The organism is Neorhizobium sp. NCHU2750 (genome assembly GCF_003597675.1).
Taxonomy (GTDB): Bacteria; Pseudomonadota; Alphaproteobacteria; order Rhizobiales; family Rhizobiaceae; genus Neorhizobium.
In genome coordinates this window covers 391,760-407,825 of the sequence record NZ_CP030828.1, presented here as the reverse complement: position 1 = coordinate 407,825, position 16,066 = coordinate 391,760, and the positions used below count along the sequence as shown (strand labels likewise).

The window sequence follows — 16,066 nt, the reverse complement described above, 5'->3', positions numbered from 1 at the left end:
TTGGTGTACGATTCCTCTTCGCACAAGCCGGAGTTTGCTATATGTTATTTGTTATAACACTATCTGCATGATGGGTGACGAGTGTCAAGAAGCGCCGTGGAAAATAGTGAAACCTTCAGCCCGGAAACCGACTGGGCTCAACCAATCGTGAAAGAAAACCTGAGCGACCGGGCCTATCTCGGACTGCGCCAGGCGCTGATGCGCGGGCAGTTGAAGCCGGGAGAAATGCTGCGGCTGCGGCCAATGTCCGTCCGCTTCGGCATCAGCGCCACGCCGATGCGTGAAGCACTGTTGCGGCTGGTCAGCGAGAAGGCCCTGACGCTCGATTCACGCGGTACTGTGATGGTTCCAACCCTCACCTTGGATCAACTGCTGGAAATCAGGGCGATCCGCATGGATCTGGAGGGACGGGCTGCAGCGGCGGCGGCCAATGCTGCAACGTCGGACGAGATCGAACTGCTGGCCGACATCCACCTGCGCATCTCGCAATGTCATGTCTCTAAGGCATTCGAAAAGGCGATCGACCTCAATACCGAATTTCACCTGACGCTGTGCCGGATGGGGCGCCTGCCGATCGTCTACGACATCGTCGAGACGCTCTGGATCCGTTGCGGCCCGATCCTGTCTCACCTTTATGACGCTGGCCTGCCCGACTGGGAACCACACCCGCATCTGCGGATCGTCACGGCCCTGAGAAACAACGATGCCAATGCAGCGCAGGCCGCCATTCGCGATGACATCGAGCACGGTGGCAAGGGTTTGCTGATGCATGCGACAGGCAGCGAGAAGGCTTCCTGACGCCGCCTGGCCTGATCCTGGAACCCCGGACGCGCAACAAGCCGGAGACCTTACCGGTCGCCGGCTTGTTGCGTTCCTTTCTGATCAAGATTCGGGCACCCGGCCCGGTTATGCTTCCCATTCGATCTTCGTGCCAAAACCCAGTCGATTATCGGTCAGCTTCAGGCGCTTCACCGCAATCGCCCAGACACCGGCCTGCATCCCACGAGCCTGGGGATGCCTGTCATAATAGAGAGCCAGGGCACGATCCCTCTCCGCCGGCTCATCCAGCAACTGGCAGGTCCCGCTATATTGCAATCCGCGGATTTGGCTGATGTCGGTGAACTGGCCGGCTATCGTGCCGGCCACTCTGGGATTAGCTGCGAGTATGCGACCGTGCAGGGTCTCGGGAGAGCTGAGAATGATCAGCACGTTTCTTTCGCCATCCCAAGCGAAGAAGGCATTGGCGCTCCACGGTGTATCATCCTGGCTGATCGCCAGAGAGAGTGCCTGATGCTGCGCGAAGAACTCGACAATGGATTCTGGCAGAGTGCTCATGGCGGATTATCCTTGTCCCCGTTTTGATAGTGCCCCTAGCCTATGTATGTCGTCCACAAAGCAGAAAGCGGCATGGCGATCACGAGTGCCGGGATCAGGTTTGCGACCGGGAAAGGCTTGATGCCGCAAATCCGGAAGCCGGTTGCCAGCATCAGCAGCCCGCCGACTGCCGAAAAGTCAGCCTGCATTGCCGGTGTCGTCAAAGGCACGATCAGAACCGCGCTGAAGGCCAAAGCCAACTGGATCAGAACCTGTGGAATGCAAATCACGGCAACCGAATAACCAAGCGCAGTGGCGAAGATCATCGAGGTAAAGAAGTCGAGGATCGACTTGGTGACAAGGATCGACGAATCGCCGCTCATGCCTTCGTGCATCGCCCCGAATATGCCTGTACCGCTGGCGCAGAACAGCACCGTGATGGCGACGAACTTTTCGAGGAACTGTTCCTGCGTCAGTTCGCCCTTTGGCGCGGGAAGGAGGCGATCGACAATACCACGGGTACTGCTCGCGAGTTTGCCAATACCCTTCTCAAGATAGATCAACTCGCCAATGATCAGGCCGACGATACCGGAAAGCACCACGACCTGAAGATGCGAGAGCTTCATGATCATGACGACGGCCATCACCATGGACGGTATGCCGAAGAACGGGGTCAGGGATGTGCGCAAACGCTCTGGAAGCTGGTTGGCGAGCATGGCACCAGCGACAGCGCCAATCAGTGTGGCGCCGCCATTAACATATGGTCCGACTAACATGATGTTTAACTTTCTGCATTGATTGCGGACAGGGTTTCTCCCCACCGCGGCAAAGCGCTGGTCTCGAAACCAAGGAGGCCGATAGCCCGCGCGGCGCTGTGAGTAACGATTTGATCGATCGAACCGGGGCCGGCATAGAGTGCCGGCACCGGCGGAAACACGGTTGCGCCATATTCGGTGACGCTGGCCATGTTTCGGATATGGCCCAGATGCAAGGGAGTTTCCCTGGTCATCAGGACCAGCGGCCGGCGCTCCTTCAAGGTAACGTCTGCGGCCCGCGTAAGCAGGTTGTCGGTGACCCCCGTGGCGATGGCCGCCAGGGTATGCATCGAGCAGGGGGCGACAATCATGCCTGCGGTCCTGAACGAGCCGCTGGAAATAGATGCGCCCAGAGCGCCCGTGGGATAGAAAACGTCGGCCAGCGCGATCACGTCGTCCCGTTTAAAATCGGTTTCATGCTCGCGGGTCAGTTCGGCCGCCTTCGACATGACCAGGTGGGTCTCGACACCCAGCTCCTTGAGGAGCTGGAGTGCCTTGACGCCATACTGGAAGCCGGTCGCGCCGCTAATGCCAACGACCACTCTTGGCTTTTGCATGGCTTTATCCCTTGTTACTTGGCGTTAAATCCGGGGACGAAGCGTTCTACGTCGACTTCCATGAAGTTCGAACGCTCGAAGTGCTTCTTCAGCTTGAACGGCACCGTGCAATCGAAAATGGTCTTGCATGAGCTGCCGACTTCCCGAAGGAACGGGCTGTATTCCGGGGTCTGCGAGGGATCCAGAGGGTGGCAACGAACGCCGGGTATCGTCAGTGTGTCGATATCCCCCTGAAAGCGTGTCTGCATCGCCCACAACACATCATCCGTATCGAAGATGTCCACGTCCTCGTCGACAAGGATTGCATGCTTCAGTTCAGGGAAGGCAGAGAATGCCAACAGCGCAGCCTGGCGCTGACGTCCCTCGTCCACCGGAGCGGACTTCTTGAACTGCATCACGGCCAGCAGCTTGCCGCCACCGGACGTATGAGCGAAGACGTTGAGCAGCTTGCCCGGCATGGCGCGATCGACCATGTCGAGAATGCTGGCTTCCGTCGGGATGCCCGCCATGTTGACATGTTCCTGGCCAGGTCCAACGGTCGTCTGCAGGATCGGGTTCGGGCGATAGCGGACAGCCTTCACCTTGATCACCGGAAGTTCCGGCTTTGCATCGCCGGTATAACCGGGGAACTCGGGCATTGCCCTGCCGGTATCCGTGTTCTGATCTTCGCGAACGCGATAGTTCGGCAGTAACTCGCCTTCGATGACAACCTCGGCATTGGCGATAGCCCGACCGTCGATGGTCAAGCAAGGAGCCAATTCGACGGCACGGCCGCGCAATGCACCGGCAATCGCCAGCTCGTCATAACCAAGCGGCGTGGTCGGCGGCTCAAAGCATGCGGCAACGTAGATGGCGGGATCGACACCGATACTGATCGAGATCGGCAGCGGCTTGCCTGCGGCCTCGGCCTTCTGGCGGAAGGCATCGATGTGCCGGCCAGGCGTCAGCCACATGGAAAGCTCATCCTTGCTCTGCACGCAAAGGCGGTGGATCGTCACGTCGTGTTCGCCGGTTTCCGGATCGGCAGCGTAGCAAAGCCCCATCGTGATATACGGGCCAGCATCCTCGGGCGTGTTGGTCGGCGCAGGCAGGAGCGTGCGAAGATCGAAACCGGGTTCGTCGGCCTTATGGACAATTTCCTGCAGAGCCTTATCGGCGCTGACAACGACCGGCGGGATTGCGTTCTTGACGGAATCCTTGAGCAGGTAACCAAGCGTTTCCGGCTCATGACCGAGCAAGAGACCGGTGCGCTCACGCGAGCCAAGCATACCGATCACAACCTTGAACTCGGGGTATCCTTTGACATGGTTGAACATGGCAACCGGGCCACCGGTACGGGTCGGACGACGGCACGTGCCGCCGGCGCCGATGTAACGATAAACACCGGACAGCTCCGCAGTCGGATCGACAGGCTCATCGATCTCGATGAAGTGACCCTCGTGCTGCTGAAGTAGCGCGATCGCCGAACGCAAGTCGGTAACCGGTGCTACCGGGACTTTCTTAGAACTCATTTCATGTACTCCGCGATAGGAATTTCGCTAGGCAATGTGCCCGTGAGAGAAACTCTGCTTGTGAAGCGCCTGTCGCATTGATTAGAATCAAATTATCAAAAGCTTTATCGTGATAAGTTTTAACTTATGGATCATTCACTTTCAGCCGTCTCCCTTCGCCGCCTTCAGGTCTTTCTCACAGTGTGCGAAACCCTGCATATGGCGCGTGCCGCCGAACGATTGGGCGTGGCGCAGCCTGCGCTAAGCCAACAGATTGCAGCTCTTGAGGATGCGCTCGGGGCCAAGCTCTTCCACCGCTACGGGCGGGGGATAGAACTCACCGCGGCTGGCCACGCCTGCCGCGCCGAAGCCGAGAAACTTCTCGCCTTTCATCAAAGCGCCATCGATTCGGTGAGAAGAACGGCGCGAGGCGACACAGGACGAATCGCTCTCGGCTACGTGGGTTCATCGATGTTCACTCATGAATTTCCGGCCCAATTGAAAGCGATGCGCGAAAGCGCCCCTGGCGTTGAGTTCGTTTTGCGCGAGGGGGGCATCGCGATACAGCTCGTCGGCCTTCAGGCGGGGGATCTCGATGCGGCCCTGGTCCGAGGACCGGTGGTGGTCCAGCCGCCGCTGCGTTATCGGCTCCATTCTCGCCAGGAGCTTGTCGTCATCCTGCCGGGGGATCACCCCTTGGCCGAATGGCCTGAAATTCCGATCGAAAAGCTTGCATCGGAATCAATGATAGGATTTCGAGACACCGACAATGTCGGCATTGGCAGTGTCGTCTCAAAGCTCGCCGAGGCCAAGGGCTGCAAGCTGGAGGTGAAATGGCGGGTGACCGAGATCGGCAGTATTCTCGGACTTGTAGCAGCCGGCCTCGGTTACGGCATAGTACCCAAGGAAGTCGCATCATATACGAGCCATCGGATCGTCATGCGCCCACTCGCAGAACCTGGCGCCAACACGGAACTGTGGCTGGTATGGAACGAACAGAAGGAGACCCCCGCCTTGAGCCGCTTTCTCGATATCGCCGTCCCTCCCGCAGGCTCGGACGAGTGAGGTCCAAATGAACCGCAGCTTCAGGCGGGCTTGAAAGGGATTGGCCAGAATGTTTCCCGACCGCAGACATTTTCAGATCCCGGTTTCCATAATTTGCGGAGAGGCTATGAATTGCCTACATAAACATTTGCTACGTTCGGTCGCATCGGCAGCTCTCCAATCGACTGTTAGCGTTGCTGCATGAATACGTCCCCAGCGAACACACAGTCCACATGGCTGATCAGTGTCACTCCGAATGACAAAGCGATCGCTCCGATAGAAAAGCTCTCTGCCCATGAGGGAAACGGAGTGCTTCACCGGGCTTTTTCGATATTCCTGTTCGATCCGGCCGGACGACTGCTGCTGCAGCAACGCAGCGCGCAAAAGCCGCTCTGGCCAGGCTGGTGGGCCAATAGCTGCTGCTCACATCCCCGTTGGGGTCAAGAACTGCAGGAGGCGGTCATGCGCCGCGTGCCCGAGGAATTGGGCGCACCGCTGGTGGAAGCGCCGCGCTGGCACTTCCACTTCACCTATCAGGCGCGCTGGAGCGATATCGGCAGCGAAAACGAGCTTTGCCATGTGTTCACCGGTCGTCTCGCATCACCGCCACAGCCAAATCCCGACGAGGTGGCCGACGTGAAATGGGTGACGCCGGTGGAACTCGAAAAAGCGCTGGCAGACCCGACAGCGCCATTCACGCCATGGCTGCGCATCGAATGGCCAAAGCTGGCCCCCATGCTGGCGCAGACCGCATAGGTTTTGGTGCTGAACAAGCGGTAGCAACCCTGTCCACCTCACACTCGCAACTAGAAGCCCCCGGCCAGATAAGCCGGAGACCTCGATTCTTGCAAATGAGTGCCGTCGACAGCCCTCACGAGGCCTGCTTTTGCGAGGCCTTCATGAATGCGATGTCGCCCACCACGCGAACGCGGACACGACGGGCATCACCCGGCAGATAAGCGATCGGAATGTCTTCGGTATCCAGCGTAACGACCGATTTGGGATCGGCGCCGGCATCCACAGCGCGCTGACGCGCCAGACGATCCGCCTCGGCAATCGCATTGTCTCGCGACATGCCCGAGAAGACCTGATCGATTTCGCCGGAGACTTGCGCCATCGCAGCACCGAGCGCGTTGGCAACGCCGGCATGTTCGACGCGCAGCACTTCGCTCGCACCCTTGAGCCTTTCCGGAATAAGGAAGGCACCGCCGCCGACGGCTATCAGGCTGACGCCCTCGGCCGAAGTCTTCATCCGGTCGACGCCGTCTTCCACCATGGCCTCGATGCGCTTCAGGAGGTCGGCGACCATTGCCTTGTCGAGATGTTTTACGCGGTCACGGTCGCCGATTTCGACGAGGCCGGCAGCGACGGCAACGTCGGTCGTAGTCAGCGTATCACCACCGAAGACGAGCGCCTTTTCGGTGATGCGATATCCGACCGAACGCGGCCCGATCTTGCGAGTTTCCGGATCGATGATCGTGCCGCCGCCAAGCGCCATGGGCAGAAGGTCGGGCATGCGGAACAGGGTGCGGACACCACCGACCTCGACCACGTTATTGGCCTCGCGCGGAAAACCGCCGACGAGGCAGCCGACATCCGACGTGGTGCCGCCGACGTCGATGACCATGGCTTCCTTCAGGCCGGTCAGGAAGGCCGCACCGCGCATGGAATTGGTCGGACCGGAGGCGAAGCTGTAGACCGGATTGGCTGCAGCCACGTCTGCCAGAACGACGGTGCCATCATTCTGCGTCAGATAGAAGGGAGCATTGACACCGGCCTGGTTGAGGGCGTCCTTGAAAGCATCGATCGTCTTGCGGCCGAGCCCCTGAAGCGCCGCATTCAGCAGCGTGACATTTTCGCGCTCCAACAGGCCGATGCGCCCGAGCGTATGCGACAGCGTAATGCGTGCATCCGGGATGATCGAACGGACGATCTCGGCGGCTTCCAGTTCGCATTCGGCAGTCAACGGCGAAAAGAGCGCGGTGATACCGACCGAAGTAATGCCGGCATCGCGGATCTTCATTGCTGCGTCGCGGATCTCGTCGCGAGCGAGCGGAACCAGCGGACGGCCGTCATATTCGTGGCCGCCATGGACCATGAAGGACAAGGGATCGACGCTTTCGCGCAGGTCATCCGGCCAGTCGATCATTGGCGGCAGCGAGGCGCCGGCGGGCATGGCGATGCGGATCGCAGCGATGCGCTCGAGGCGGGCCCGTTCGACGACAGCATTGGTGAAATGCGTCGTGCCGATCATCACTGCGTCGATCGGGGAAGCACCCGGCGCCTGCGATGCGACAACGTGGCCGATGGCGTTGACGACGCCCTGCATCACATCCGCGGTGGTGGGAAACTTGATGGCCGAGACGACTTTCTCGCCATCGATGAGTACGGCATCCGTATTGGTGCCGCCGACGTCAATTCCGATCCGCTTCATGCTGCAAACACCGATTTGAAATCCAGGTCATAACCGAAGGCGCGCGGGCCGACATGCTCCAGGCCCTTCGGACTGGTCAGCACCGCCGGCGCCGGCAGAGCAACGACGGTCACGCGCTGACCATAGCGCACGGTCTCCGTACCGATTGCTTCCCCCGACACCGTGTCGAGCAGGCAGATCAGGTCCGGGGTCATGGCAATTGGCTGGCCGTCGCGGAAAGCAACCGCCCATTCGTTCTGGAAAGCGAGTTCGACCTTGGAGCCGCGATCATCGTCTAGGCCCTCAATCTGGGCCGCGCCACGCAGGAAGCCACCGGTCGTGGTGCGATCGACATCGGCAACCTTGCCCTTGAACAGAACCTTGCCACCCTCATGGGCCAACACGGCTTCGATCGGGTCGGTATGGGCAGCGCGTGCATCGAGTACCGCACGACCGAGGCTGACCGCCTTGGTCACGGTGTGGAGCACGCCCCATTCCTTGACTTCCTTGCCGGTGCGCGGCGCCTTGCAGGTAGCCGAGGTTGATCCGACCTCGGTGCAGATCTTGCGCGAGATGCGCTCCATCCACTTCCAGGAAGCCGCCTTGGCGACGATTGCCTCGTTGTCGCGGCAATCGACCAGGGTGAGCGGATACATCGGCAGGTCGCCGATAGCAAAGCTAGTCATCTGCGCTTCCGGATAGGCGCGGCCCATCGCATCGGCGTCGACGACCGGAATATCGAGCATGGCCGCAGCAAGGAATGGCGACAGCGCGTTGCCGCCGCCGATCTCGACACTCATCACCGCACGGAACTTGCGGCCGGTATATTCTTCCATCAACTGCATGGCGCGAGCGAGATGGGCCGGATCGACCAGACGCTCCTGCCCGACGAGCGGAGCCCCCATCTTGGAAACGACGGCAACCGCGTCGCCATCATCAAGTGCCAGCGGGTCGAGCAGTTTTACGCGCTTGCCCTCTTTGTAGAGTTTTCTCAGGTTCAACTGCGCCAGATAAGGGCTTCCGCCGCCGCCGGTCCCGAGAATCCAGGCACCAACGGCAAGCGGATCGATCTCGCTTGCTTCGAAATCACGGATCATGTTTGCCTCCGAATATTGTGCTAGAACCTAGCCATGTGAGACGAAGGATGCCTATAGGGGACTGCCCCTAGAATGAACTTGCCTTTAAAATGAGCATGCCTAGAACGGACATGCCGAGACGATCAGAAGGATTGAATCCCCTGCCCGCGCCGAAGAGCCCCCATCGCCCGTCTTCGCCAGTCGATGAAGCAGCCGAACCACCCCATCGCGTGATGTTCCTGAGCGTCGGCCAGTCGCCCCGCGCTGACATTATCGACGACATGCTGACAAACCTCGACCTGCCGATCGAAGCGTTGGAAATCGGCGCACTCGATGGCCTTTCTGAAGCGCAGATCAACGACCTCAAGGTTCGCCCAGGTGAGACCAGCATCGTCACCCGGCTTGTCGATGGCAGCGACATCGTCGTCTCCAAGCCTCGCATCGCAGAGCGTATGGCAGCCATAGCCGCAGCGTTTCAGCCGAACGAATTCGATCTGGTCGTCATACTGTCGACCGGCCTCTTTCGTGATTTCGAGAGCACCTGCCCCACCGTCAACGCCCAGCGCGCAATGGAATCGACGGTCATCTCACTTGCCTCCCACGGCTCGTCCGTCGGACTCATACAGCCTTTGCAACAGCAGATCGAAGAGCTCGATATTCCGGCGCTGGCGCCCTACAATGTCACTGCCAGCTACGCTTCGGATGGTGACAAGAGGCTGCTTGCAAGCGCCCTCGTGGATCTGGCCGATTCAGAGATCATAGTGCTGAATTCGGTGAGCTTCACCGAGGCAGACCGGCAGACCGTTGCCAAGGCGAGCGGCAAGCCCGTGGTACTGGCACGCCGCATCGTGGCCAGCGCCATTCGTCTGCTGCTGCATGGTACGCACCCGGTCGCTCTGCCAGGGGTTCCGGTCGAATTCTCTGAAAAGCTCCAGCGCCTGACGCCGCGAGAGCGCCAGGTGCTCTCGCTGGTTGCTGAAGGCTTGTCCAATAAGGCCATCGCCCGCCAACTCGGCATCAGTCCTAAAACCGTCGAAATCCATCGCTCCAACGTCATGGCAAAGATGGAAGTTACCTCATCCAATGCCCTGATCAGAATGGTTGTCGCAGCGGGGCATCCATAATCAAAATCGCCGCCACTGCGTAATAAAGTTGCGTGAAAAATCTGATACGCCTAAAATTTGGTCTCTAAAACCTCTCGAAATTATGGCGCCCTAGGGGCATTACCCTATAGTGAAGGCGCGCATCCGAGCGTTAGGCTCCCTGCCGATAACAGCTATGCAGGGGACGAGCGAGCATGCCTTCCAAATCCAAGATCGCCTTCGTAACCATCGGTCAGACGCCCCGCGTCGACTTGGTTCCCGAAATGATGGCCGAGATCATGGTCGGCCAGCCCGAAGGCCGCATCGTATTTCAGGAATTTGGCGTTCTCGACGGTATGGATGATGCCGATCTCGATGCGATGCGTGCCCGGGACGGCGAGCATTCCTTTGCGACCCGGCTTAAAAACGGCAACGAGATCGTCACCTCCAAGGCTCGCACGGAAGAAAAGCTCAACGTCCTCTTACAGGCGATTGATGGCGAAGGCTTCGACATCGTGGTTCTGCTCTGCACCGGCACCCGGATCGAGCCATTGAAGAACACATTGGTCGTCGAAGCGCAACGGATCGTCGATTCGACCGTCGAGGCGCTGGCCGCATCTGCCCGCCGGCTCGGCGTCATTCTGCCGCTCGAACGGCAGGTCAAGGATTTCGAAGAGCGTCACGTTCTGCCTGGAAAGCCGAGCCTTGTCTCGGCATCACCCTATGCGGGCGACGATATGGGCGCGCGGGCAAAGCAACTGGAAGGCTGCGACCTGATCGTCATGCATTGCATGGGCTATTCGGCGGAGATGCTGGATGCGGTGCGTGCTTCGGTCGATGCGCCTGTGCTTCTGTCGCGCCGAATGGTCGCCGGGGTCGTTCGCCAGATGCTGTGATTTTTTCCGTCTGGTCGACAAGCCGTTTATAAAAGAGAGAGGGAACTTAATGTTCGGCAAAATCATCAGGAATATTGCAATTGCGGGGCTGCTCGCATCGTCGATTCTTGCTTCCCCTGCCAGCGCTTTCGAGCGCACAGACAAGGGCAATGTCATCGTCTTCGGCGGCCGGCAGGCTATCCCGGTTCTCGATCCGCATATCCGCTACGACTGGTCCACACGCATGATGCAGCAGGCCGTCTATGACGGTCTCGTCAAGTACGAGGGCGATCCGGCCGAGATCAAGCCGTGGCTCGCCGAAAAGTGGGAGACCAGCGAGGACGGCAAGACCTGGACCTTCCATCTGGTCAATAATGCCAAGTTCCACAATGGCGACCCGGTGACGGCCGAGGCTGTCCGTTACTCCTTCGAGCGCGGCCTTAAGCTCAACAAGGGCGTCGCCTGGATGCTCAAGGATTTTCTGGCGCCGGAGGGTATCACCGTCGTCGATGATTACACCGTGCAGTTCAACCTGAAGGCTCCCTACACGCCCTTCCTATCTTTCCTGCCGTGGTGGTATATCGTCAACCCGGCCGAGGTGAAGGCACATGAAGCGGACGGAGACTACGGCCAGAAGTGGCTGACCGACCATGAAGCAGGTTCGGGCCCGTTCAAGCTCGGCCGCTGGGAGCCGAATGTTCTTTATGAAGCCGATGCCGTGCCGGACTACTGGAAGGGCTGGCCTCAGGGCGATGCCAACCGTCCCGCAGGCGTCATCTACAAGATCATTCGCGAACCCGCAGCCCAGAAGGCTGCCCTGCAGCGCGGGGAAGCGGATATCGTCGAAGGATTGACGCCGGACGATTATGTCCAGATCAAGCGCGCGCCCGGCATTGCTATCGAAGATCACAAGGGCATGACCACTTTCGGCATCAAGTTCAACACGCAGAAGGGCCCGACCGCCGACATCAACCTGCGCAAGGCGATCGCCTATGCGATGGATTACGATGCGCTGATCCAGGTCTATAACGGCGCCGCCACGCTTGAGACGAGCCCGATCCCGGATGCCATGAAGGGTCATATCGACGTACCTGGCATTCCCCGCAAGGATCTGGCCAAGGCGAAGGAATATCTGGCGAAATCCGCCTATCCCAATGGCGGCATCACCCTGCCGTATGTTCACGTCGCCGGCCTCGAAGAAGCCCGCCGTATCGGTCTCGTGCTGCTGGACAGCCTGAAGCCGCTCAACATCAATGTCGAGATCAAGCCGGAACAGTGGCCGAACATGGTGGCCAACGGCTCCAAAGTCGATACTTCTCCGGCCATGACCTCGGTCTACACCACACCGGTTTCGACCGACCCGGATGCCGTTGCCTACCAGTATCACAAGAACAGCTGGGGTCAGTACTTCGCGATGATGTTCTACGACAACCCGCAGGTCTCGGAGATGATCGACAAGGCACGCTCCTCGTCCAACTGGGATGAACGCGCCAAGCTCTATGCCGATATCCAGACGCAGATCGTCGCGGACCAACCGGAAGTGTTCGGCATGCTGCAGAAGCGCCGCTGGGCCCGTCGTGACTATTTGCAGGGTTTCCAGTTCAGCCCCGTGCGCTTCACCGGCGAAGTCGATCTCTATCCGCTGTGGGTAAAGACTGAATAACGTCTGGCTGACCTCCCCTCTGTAAGCCAGAATGGTGCGCATGGCCCGCCCCCAGTTCCGGGCCATGCGCCTTTTTTTATAACAAACGGAGAAGACGATGCTGACATTCGCCTTCCGCAAATTGGTGACGCTGATCGGCACGATGATCGGTATCGCAGCGCTGACGTTCCTCATTACCAACGTCGCACCGGGCGATCCGGCACGGCTTGTTGCCGGCCCCAATGCCACCGAGGATATGGTCGCCACGATCCGGACAGAATACGGCCTCGACAAGTCTCTGCCAGAACAATTCGTCTACTACATGGGCGATCTCTTTCGCGGGGATCTCGGCACGTCGATCGTCTCGACGCAGCCAGTCCTGGAGGAGGTGATGCGTTATGCGCCGGCGACGCTGGAACTCGTCTTCGTCGCCATGGCGCTTGGCATCATCGTCGGCGTGCCTCTCGGAATGTTGTCAGCCGTCTACAAAGACGGCCCGCTCGACCAGATGACACGTATCTTTTCGATCTCTGGTGTGGCGCTGCCGGCCTTCTGGTTCGGCATCGTCCTGCAATTGCTGTTTTCCGTCGATCTCGGCTGGCTGCCGGTGTCGGGCCGTCTTCCGCTCGTGACCCGGCCGCCGGATACCGTCACTGGCATGCTGCTGATCGACAGCCTGATTTCCGGCCGGTTCTCTACCTTCTGGGTCTCGCTGCAGCATATCATTCTACCGGCAATCGTCCTATCCTTCCCGTGCCTCGCCTCGATCTTGCGCGTCAACCGTGCGGAAATGATCGAGGTCCTGCAGTCGGACTATATCGTCGCCGCACGCGCCCATGGCATTTCCTCTTTCCGCATCGTCGCGCTTTATGCACTGAAGAACGCCATGTTGCCGACACTGGCAATGATCGGCCTGCGCTTCGGCTGGATGCTCGGTTCGACCGTGCTGGTCGAGACCGTGTTCGACTGGCCGGGCGTCGGGCTCTACGCCGTCTCCTCAGCGCTATCGTCCGATTTCAAGCCCGTTGTTGGCGTGACACTGATGATCGGTTTCTTCTTCATCGTCGCCAACACCCTCGTCGATCTTGCCTATGCCTGGATCGACCCGCGTCTCAGGAAAGCGTGATGACGGCTTCGCCCATGACCCCACAGATCGATACCCCGGCGGAAGTTTCGCGGCCGCTCACGTTCCGCGAACGGCATGAAAGCCAGATCCGGCAGTGGCGACTTTACGCCCACATGTTCCGCAAGAGCTTCTCCTCCATGCTCGGCCTGACACTGGTCGTGCTGTTCCTGCTGCTTGCCGCCTTCGGACCGCTAATCGCGCCGTATCCCGATGCGGCAAGCGGTGCGATCAACATGTCGGCCAAGCTTCTGCCTCCCGACGCTACCTATTGGTTCGGAACCGACGAGATGGGGGCCGACATCTTTTCGCGGGTGATTATCGGGGCACGCACTTCACTCTGGATCGGCGTCGTCATCACCGGGCTTGCAGCACTGATCGGTGTACCGCTCGGCATCATTGCCGGCTATCGTGGTGGCTGGGTACGTGCCGCAATCATGCGCTTCACCGAACTTTTCCTTGCCGTGCCGGGCCTTGCGCTGGCGCTGGCGATCGTCGCCGCACTCGGTCCCGGCATTACCAACTGCGTTCTGGCGCTCGCCATCGTCTGGTGGCCGGGCTATGTTCGTCTGGTGGAAGCCAAGACGCTATCGATCAAGGAAGAGCTGTTCATCGAATCGGCGCGCTCGATCGGAGCCAGGACACCGTGGATCCTGTGGCATCACATCCTGCCCAACTGCCTGTCCCCGATCATCGTCAAGATGAGCATGGACATGGGCATGGCGATCCTGTCGGCCGCCAGCCTGGGCTTCATCGGCCTCGGCGCGCAGCCGCCGGCACCGGAATGGGGCGCGATGATCTCGGTCGCCCGAACCTATATGCCGGACTGGTGGTGGTATTCGCTTTTCCCCGGCGCCGCGATCTTTCTTACCGTGCTCGGCTTCAACCTTTTGGGTGATGGCCTGCGCGACATTCTCGATCCAAGGAGCCGTGACCGATGACCCTGCTTGAGATCAAGGACTATCGGCTCGACATCGGTACGTTCGACGGGCCGGTGCATGTGCTCAAGGGCATAAACCTCACCGTCAATCGCGGCGATACGCTCGGCATCGTCGGCGAAAGCGGTTCAGGCAAGACCGTGCTGGTACGGTCTATACTAGGCATCGGACCAAGAAATTCCAAAGTCATCGACGGCTCGATCATTTTCGACGGACAGGATATCACCGCCCTGTCAGAGAAGGACTGGAGGAAGATCCGCGGCATCCGCATTTCGATGATCTTCCAGGATCCGATGACCTATCTGAATCCGTTGTTTTCGATCGGGCGACAGATTTCGGACGTCATCGCGGCACATGAGAGGGCTGCAGGTCAGGGCGTTTCCTCCAAGGCCGCGCGGCGTGCCCACACCGAGGAATTGCTGGATCAGGTGGGCTTGCCGAACCCGATCATGCTGTTTTCACAATATCCGCACCAGCTTTCCGGCGGCATGCGCCAGCGCGTGCTGATCGCCATGGCGCTTGCGGGCAAGCCGGATATCCTGATCGCCGACGAACCGACAACCGCTCTTGACGTCACAGTGCAGGCCCAGGTTCTCGACCTGATCAATTCGCTGGTCGACAGGCTCAACCTCACCGTCATCATGATCAGTCACGACATCGGCGCAATCGCCACTGTCGCGAAGCGTTGTGCCGTCATGTACAAGGGGGAAATTGTCGAGCAAGGCCTGACGCAGGACATTTTGAGCCAACCGCAGCACGACTATACGCAGCGCCTGCTCTCGGCAGTGCCAGATATCGATGCCGTGCCGGCGAAAGTTGCCGCAGAAGCAGCAACGACACAACCAGCCAAGCCCGCCCATCTGCTGGAAGCAATCGACCTCAAGAAAGTCTATCGCAGCCAATCCGGCGGCGCCTTCACGGCTGTGAACGGCGTCAGCCTGTCGGTCAAGACCGGCGAGATCTTTGGCGTTGTCGGCGAGAGTGGATCGGGCAAGTCGACCCTTGCGCGCATGCTGCTGCGCCTGATCGAGCCTACGTCCGGCGACGTGATCTTCGATGGCCAGAATATTTCGGGCCTGAGCGGTGAACCACTGCGACAGATGCGTCGTCACATGCAGTTCGTTTTCCAGAACCCGCATTCGGCATTGAACGGCCGCCATACGATTGGCGATGCCATCGGTGAACCGATGCGCATCCAGACGAATATGAGCGGAAGAGATATCGCGGCGCGTACGGAAGCCCTGCTCGACATCGTAAAATTGCCCAAGGCATTCAAATACCGCTACCCGCACGAACTCTCCGGCGGGCAAAAGCAGCGCGTCTGCATTGCCCGTGCGATCGCACTCAATCCGCGGCTACTTGTACTCGACGAGCCGACTTCTGCGCTGGATATATCCGTACAGGCACAGGTACTCGAATTCCTGCAGCAACTGCGATCCGAGCTCAATCTCACCTATGTCTTCATCTCGCACAACCTGGCCGTCATACGCCAAATTTGCGACCGCACGATCGTCATGAAGCGCGGCGAGATCGTCGAACAGGGAGAGACCGAACAGATCTTCCTCAATCCCGGTGAGGATTACACGAGGGCGTTGATCGAAAGCGGGCGCAAGACCTCCCAAGCGGCAAACATCTTGAGTTGAAACGGGGATGCTCCCGTCGCGCGGACGCCGGGAGTTCTTCCGCTTTATCTCGTC

The 16,066-nt window shown here is 59.5% G+C and carries 15 protein-coding genes; 9 read left to right on the top strand and 6 right to left on the bottom strand.

What is annotated here, in order from left to right:
- Positions 1 to 81 precede the first annotated feature (81 nt).
- Complete coding sequence (locus NCHU2750_RS22605) at positions 82 to 798, top strand: GntR family transcriptional regulator (RefSeq protein ID WP_119944008.1); 717 nt, start codon at positions 82 to 84, stop codon at positions 796 to 798.
- A gap of 108 nt (positions 799 to 906) precedes the next feature.
- Here the strand turns inward: NCHU2750_RS22605 and NCHU2750_RS22600 are convergent, their stop codons facing one another.
- Genes NCHU2750_RS22600 through NCHU2750_RS22585 form a run of 4 tightly spaced genes read right to left on the bottom strand, consistent with a single transcriptional unit; the run spans position 907 to position 4,197 of the window.
- Complete coding sequence (locus NCHU2750_RS22600; RefSeq protein ID WP_119944007.1) at positions 907 to 1,335, bottom strand: pyridoxamine 5'-phosphate oxidase family protein; 429 nt, start codon at positions 1,333 to 1,335, stop codon at positions 907 to 909.
- Positions 1,336 to 1,370: 35 nt separating this feature from the next.
- Positions 1,371 to 2,090 (bottom strand): DUF554 domain-containing protein, encoded by a 720-nt coding sequence (locus tag NCHU2750_RS22595; RefSeq protein WP_119944006.1) that lies wholly within the window; start codon positions 2,088 to 2,090, stop codon positions 1,371 to 1,373.
- A 5-nt stretch (positions 2,091 to 2,095) separates the two neighbouring features.
- Positions 2,096 to 2,686, bottom strand: a complete 591-nt coding sequence (locus NCHU2750_RS22590; RefSeq protein WP_119944005.1) for a UbiX family flavin prenyltransferase — start codon at positions 2,684 to 2,686, stop codon at positions 2,096 to 2,098.
- 14 nt (positions 2,687 to 2,700) lie between these two features.
- Complete coding sequence (locus tag NCHU2750_RS22585) at positions 2,701 to 4,197, bottom strand: UbiD family decarboxylase (RefSeq protein ID WP_119944004.1); 1,497 nt, start codon at positions 4,195 to 4,197, stop codon at positions 2,701 to 2,703.
- A 198-nt stretch (positions 4,198 to 4,395) separates the two neighbouring features.
- Between NCHU2750_RS22585 and NCHU2750_RS22580 the strand changes: the two genes are divergently transcribed.
- Positions 4,396 to 5,241: a LysR substrate-binding domain-containing protein gene (locus tag NCHU2750_RS22580; RefSeq protein WP_245480448.1), complete on the top strand. Its 846-nt coding sequence runs from the start codon at positions 4,396 to 4,398 to the stop codon at positions 5,239 to 5,241.
- A gap of 180 nt (positions 5,242 to 5,421) precedes the next feature.
- Positions 5,422 to 5,976 carry an isopentenyl-diphosphate Delta-isomerase gene (gene idi, locus NCHU2750_RS22570; protein WP_119944002.1) on the top strand — a complete coding sequence of 185 codons (555 nt, stop codon included), beginning with the start codon at positions 5,422 to 5,424 and terminating at the stop codon, positions 5,974 to 5,976.
- Between the two features lie 115 nt (positions 5,977 to 6,091).
- Here the strand turns inward: idi and NCHU2750_RS22565 are convergent, their stop codons facing one another.
- On the bottom strand, positions 6,092 to 7,654 hold the full coding sequence (locus NCHU2750_RS22565) for a hydantoinase/oxoprolinase N-terminal domain-containing protein (RefSeq protein ID WP_119944001.1): 1,563 nt from the start codon (positions 7,652 to 7,654) through the stop codon (positions 6,092 to 6,094).
- On the bottom strand, positions 7,651 to 8,730 hold the full coding sequence (locus tag NCHU2750_RS22560; RefSeq protein WP_119944000.1) for an S-methyl thiohydantoin desulfurase family protein: 1,080 nt from the start codon (positions 8,728 to 8,730) through the stop codon (positions 7,651 to 7,653). Before NCHU2750_RS22560 ends, NCHU2750_RS22565 begins: the two co-directional genes overlap by 4 nt.
- Positions 8,731 to 8,861: 131 nt before the next feature.
- Between NCHU2750_RS22560 and NCHU2750_RS22555 the strand changes: the two genes are divergently transcribed.
- The 6 genes from NCHU2750_RS22555 (at position 8,862) to NCHU2750_RS22530 (ending at position 16,012) form a co-directional block, all read left to right on the top strand.
- Positions 8,862 to 9,833, top strand: coding sequence for an AroM family protein (locus NCHU2750_RS22555; RefSeq protein ID WP_245480447.1), 972 nt, complete (start codon positions 8,862 to 8,864; stop codon positions 9,831 to 9,833).
- Between the two features lie 173 nt (positions 9,834 to 10,006).
- Positions 10,007 to 10,687 carry an AroM family protein gene (locus NCHU2750_RS22550; protein WP_119943998.1) on the top strand — a complete coding sequence of 227 codons (681 nt, stop codon included), beginning with the start codon at positions 10,007 to 10,009 and terminating at the stop codon, positions 10,685 to 10,687.
- A 49-nt stretch (positions 10,688 to 10,736) separates the two neighbouring features.
- Positions 10,737 to 12,329: an ABC transporter substrate-binding protein gene (locus tag NCHU2750_RS22545; RefSeq protein ID WP_119943997.1), complete on the top strand. Its 1,593-nt coding sequence runs from the start codon at positions 10,737 to 10,739 to the stop codon at positions 12,327 to 12,329.
- A 97-nt stretch (positions 12,330 to 12,426) separates the two neighbouring features.
- Entirely contained in the window at positions 12,427 to 13,434 is a 1,008-nt protein-coding gene (locus tag NCHU2750_RS22540; protein ID WP_119943996.1) for an ABC transporter permease, read from the top strand.
- On the top strand, positions 13,434 to 14,372 hold the full coding sequence (locus NCHU2750_RS22535; protein ID WP_245480446.1) for an ABC transporter permease: 939 nt from the start codon (positions 13,434 to 13,436) through the stop codon (positions 14,370 to 14,372). The genes NCHU2750_RS22540 and NCHU2750_RS22535 overlap by 1 nt, the downstream gene beginning before the upstream one ends.
- A complete protein-coding gene (locus NCHU2750_RS22530; protein WP_119943995.1) occupies positions 14,369 to 16,012 on the top strand; it encodes an ABC transporter ATP-binding protein in 1,644 nt (547 codons plus the stop codon). The genes NCHU2750_RS22535 and NCHU2750_RS22530 overlap by 4 nt, the downstream gene beginning before the upstream one ends.
- Positions 16,013 to 16,066: the final 54 nt, after the last annotated feature.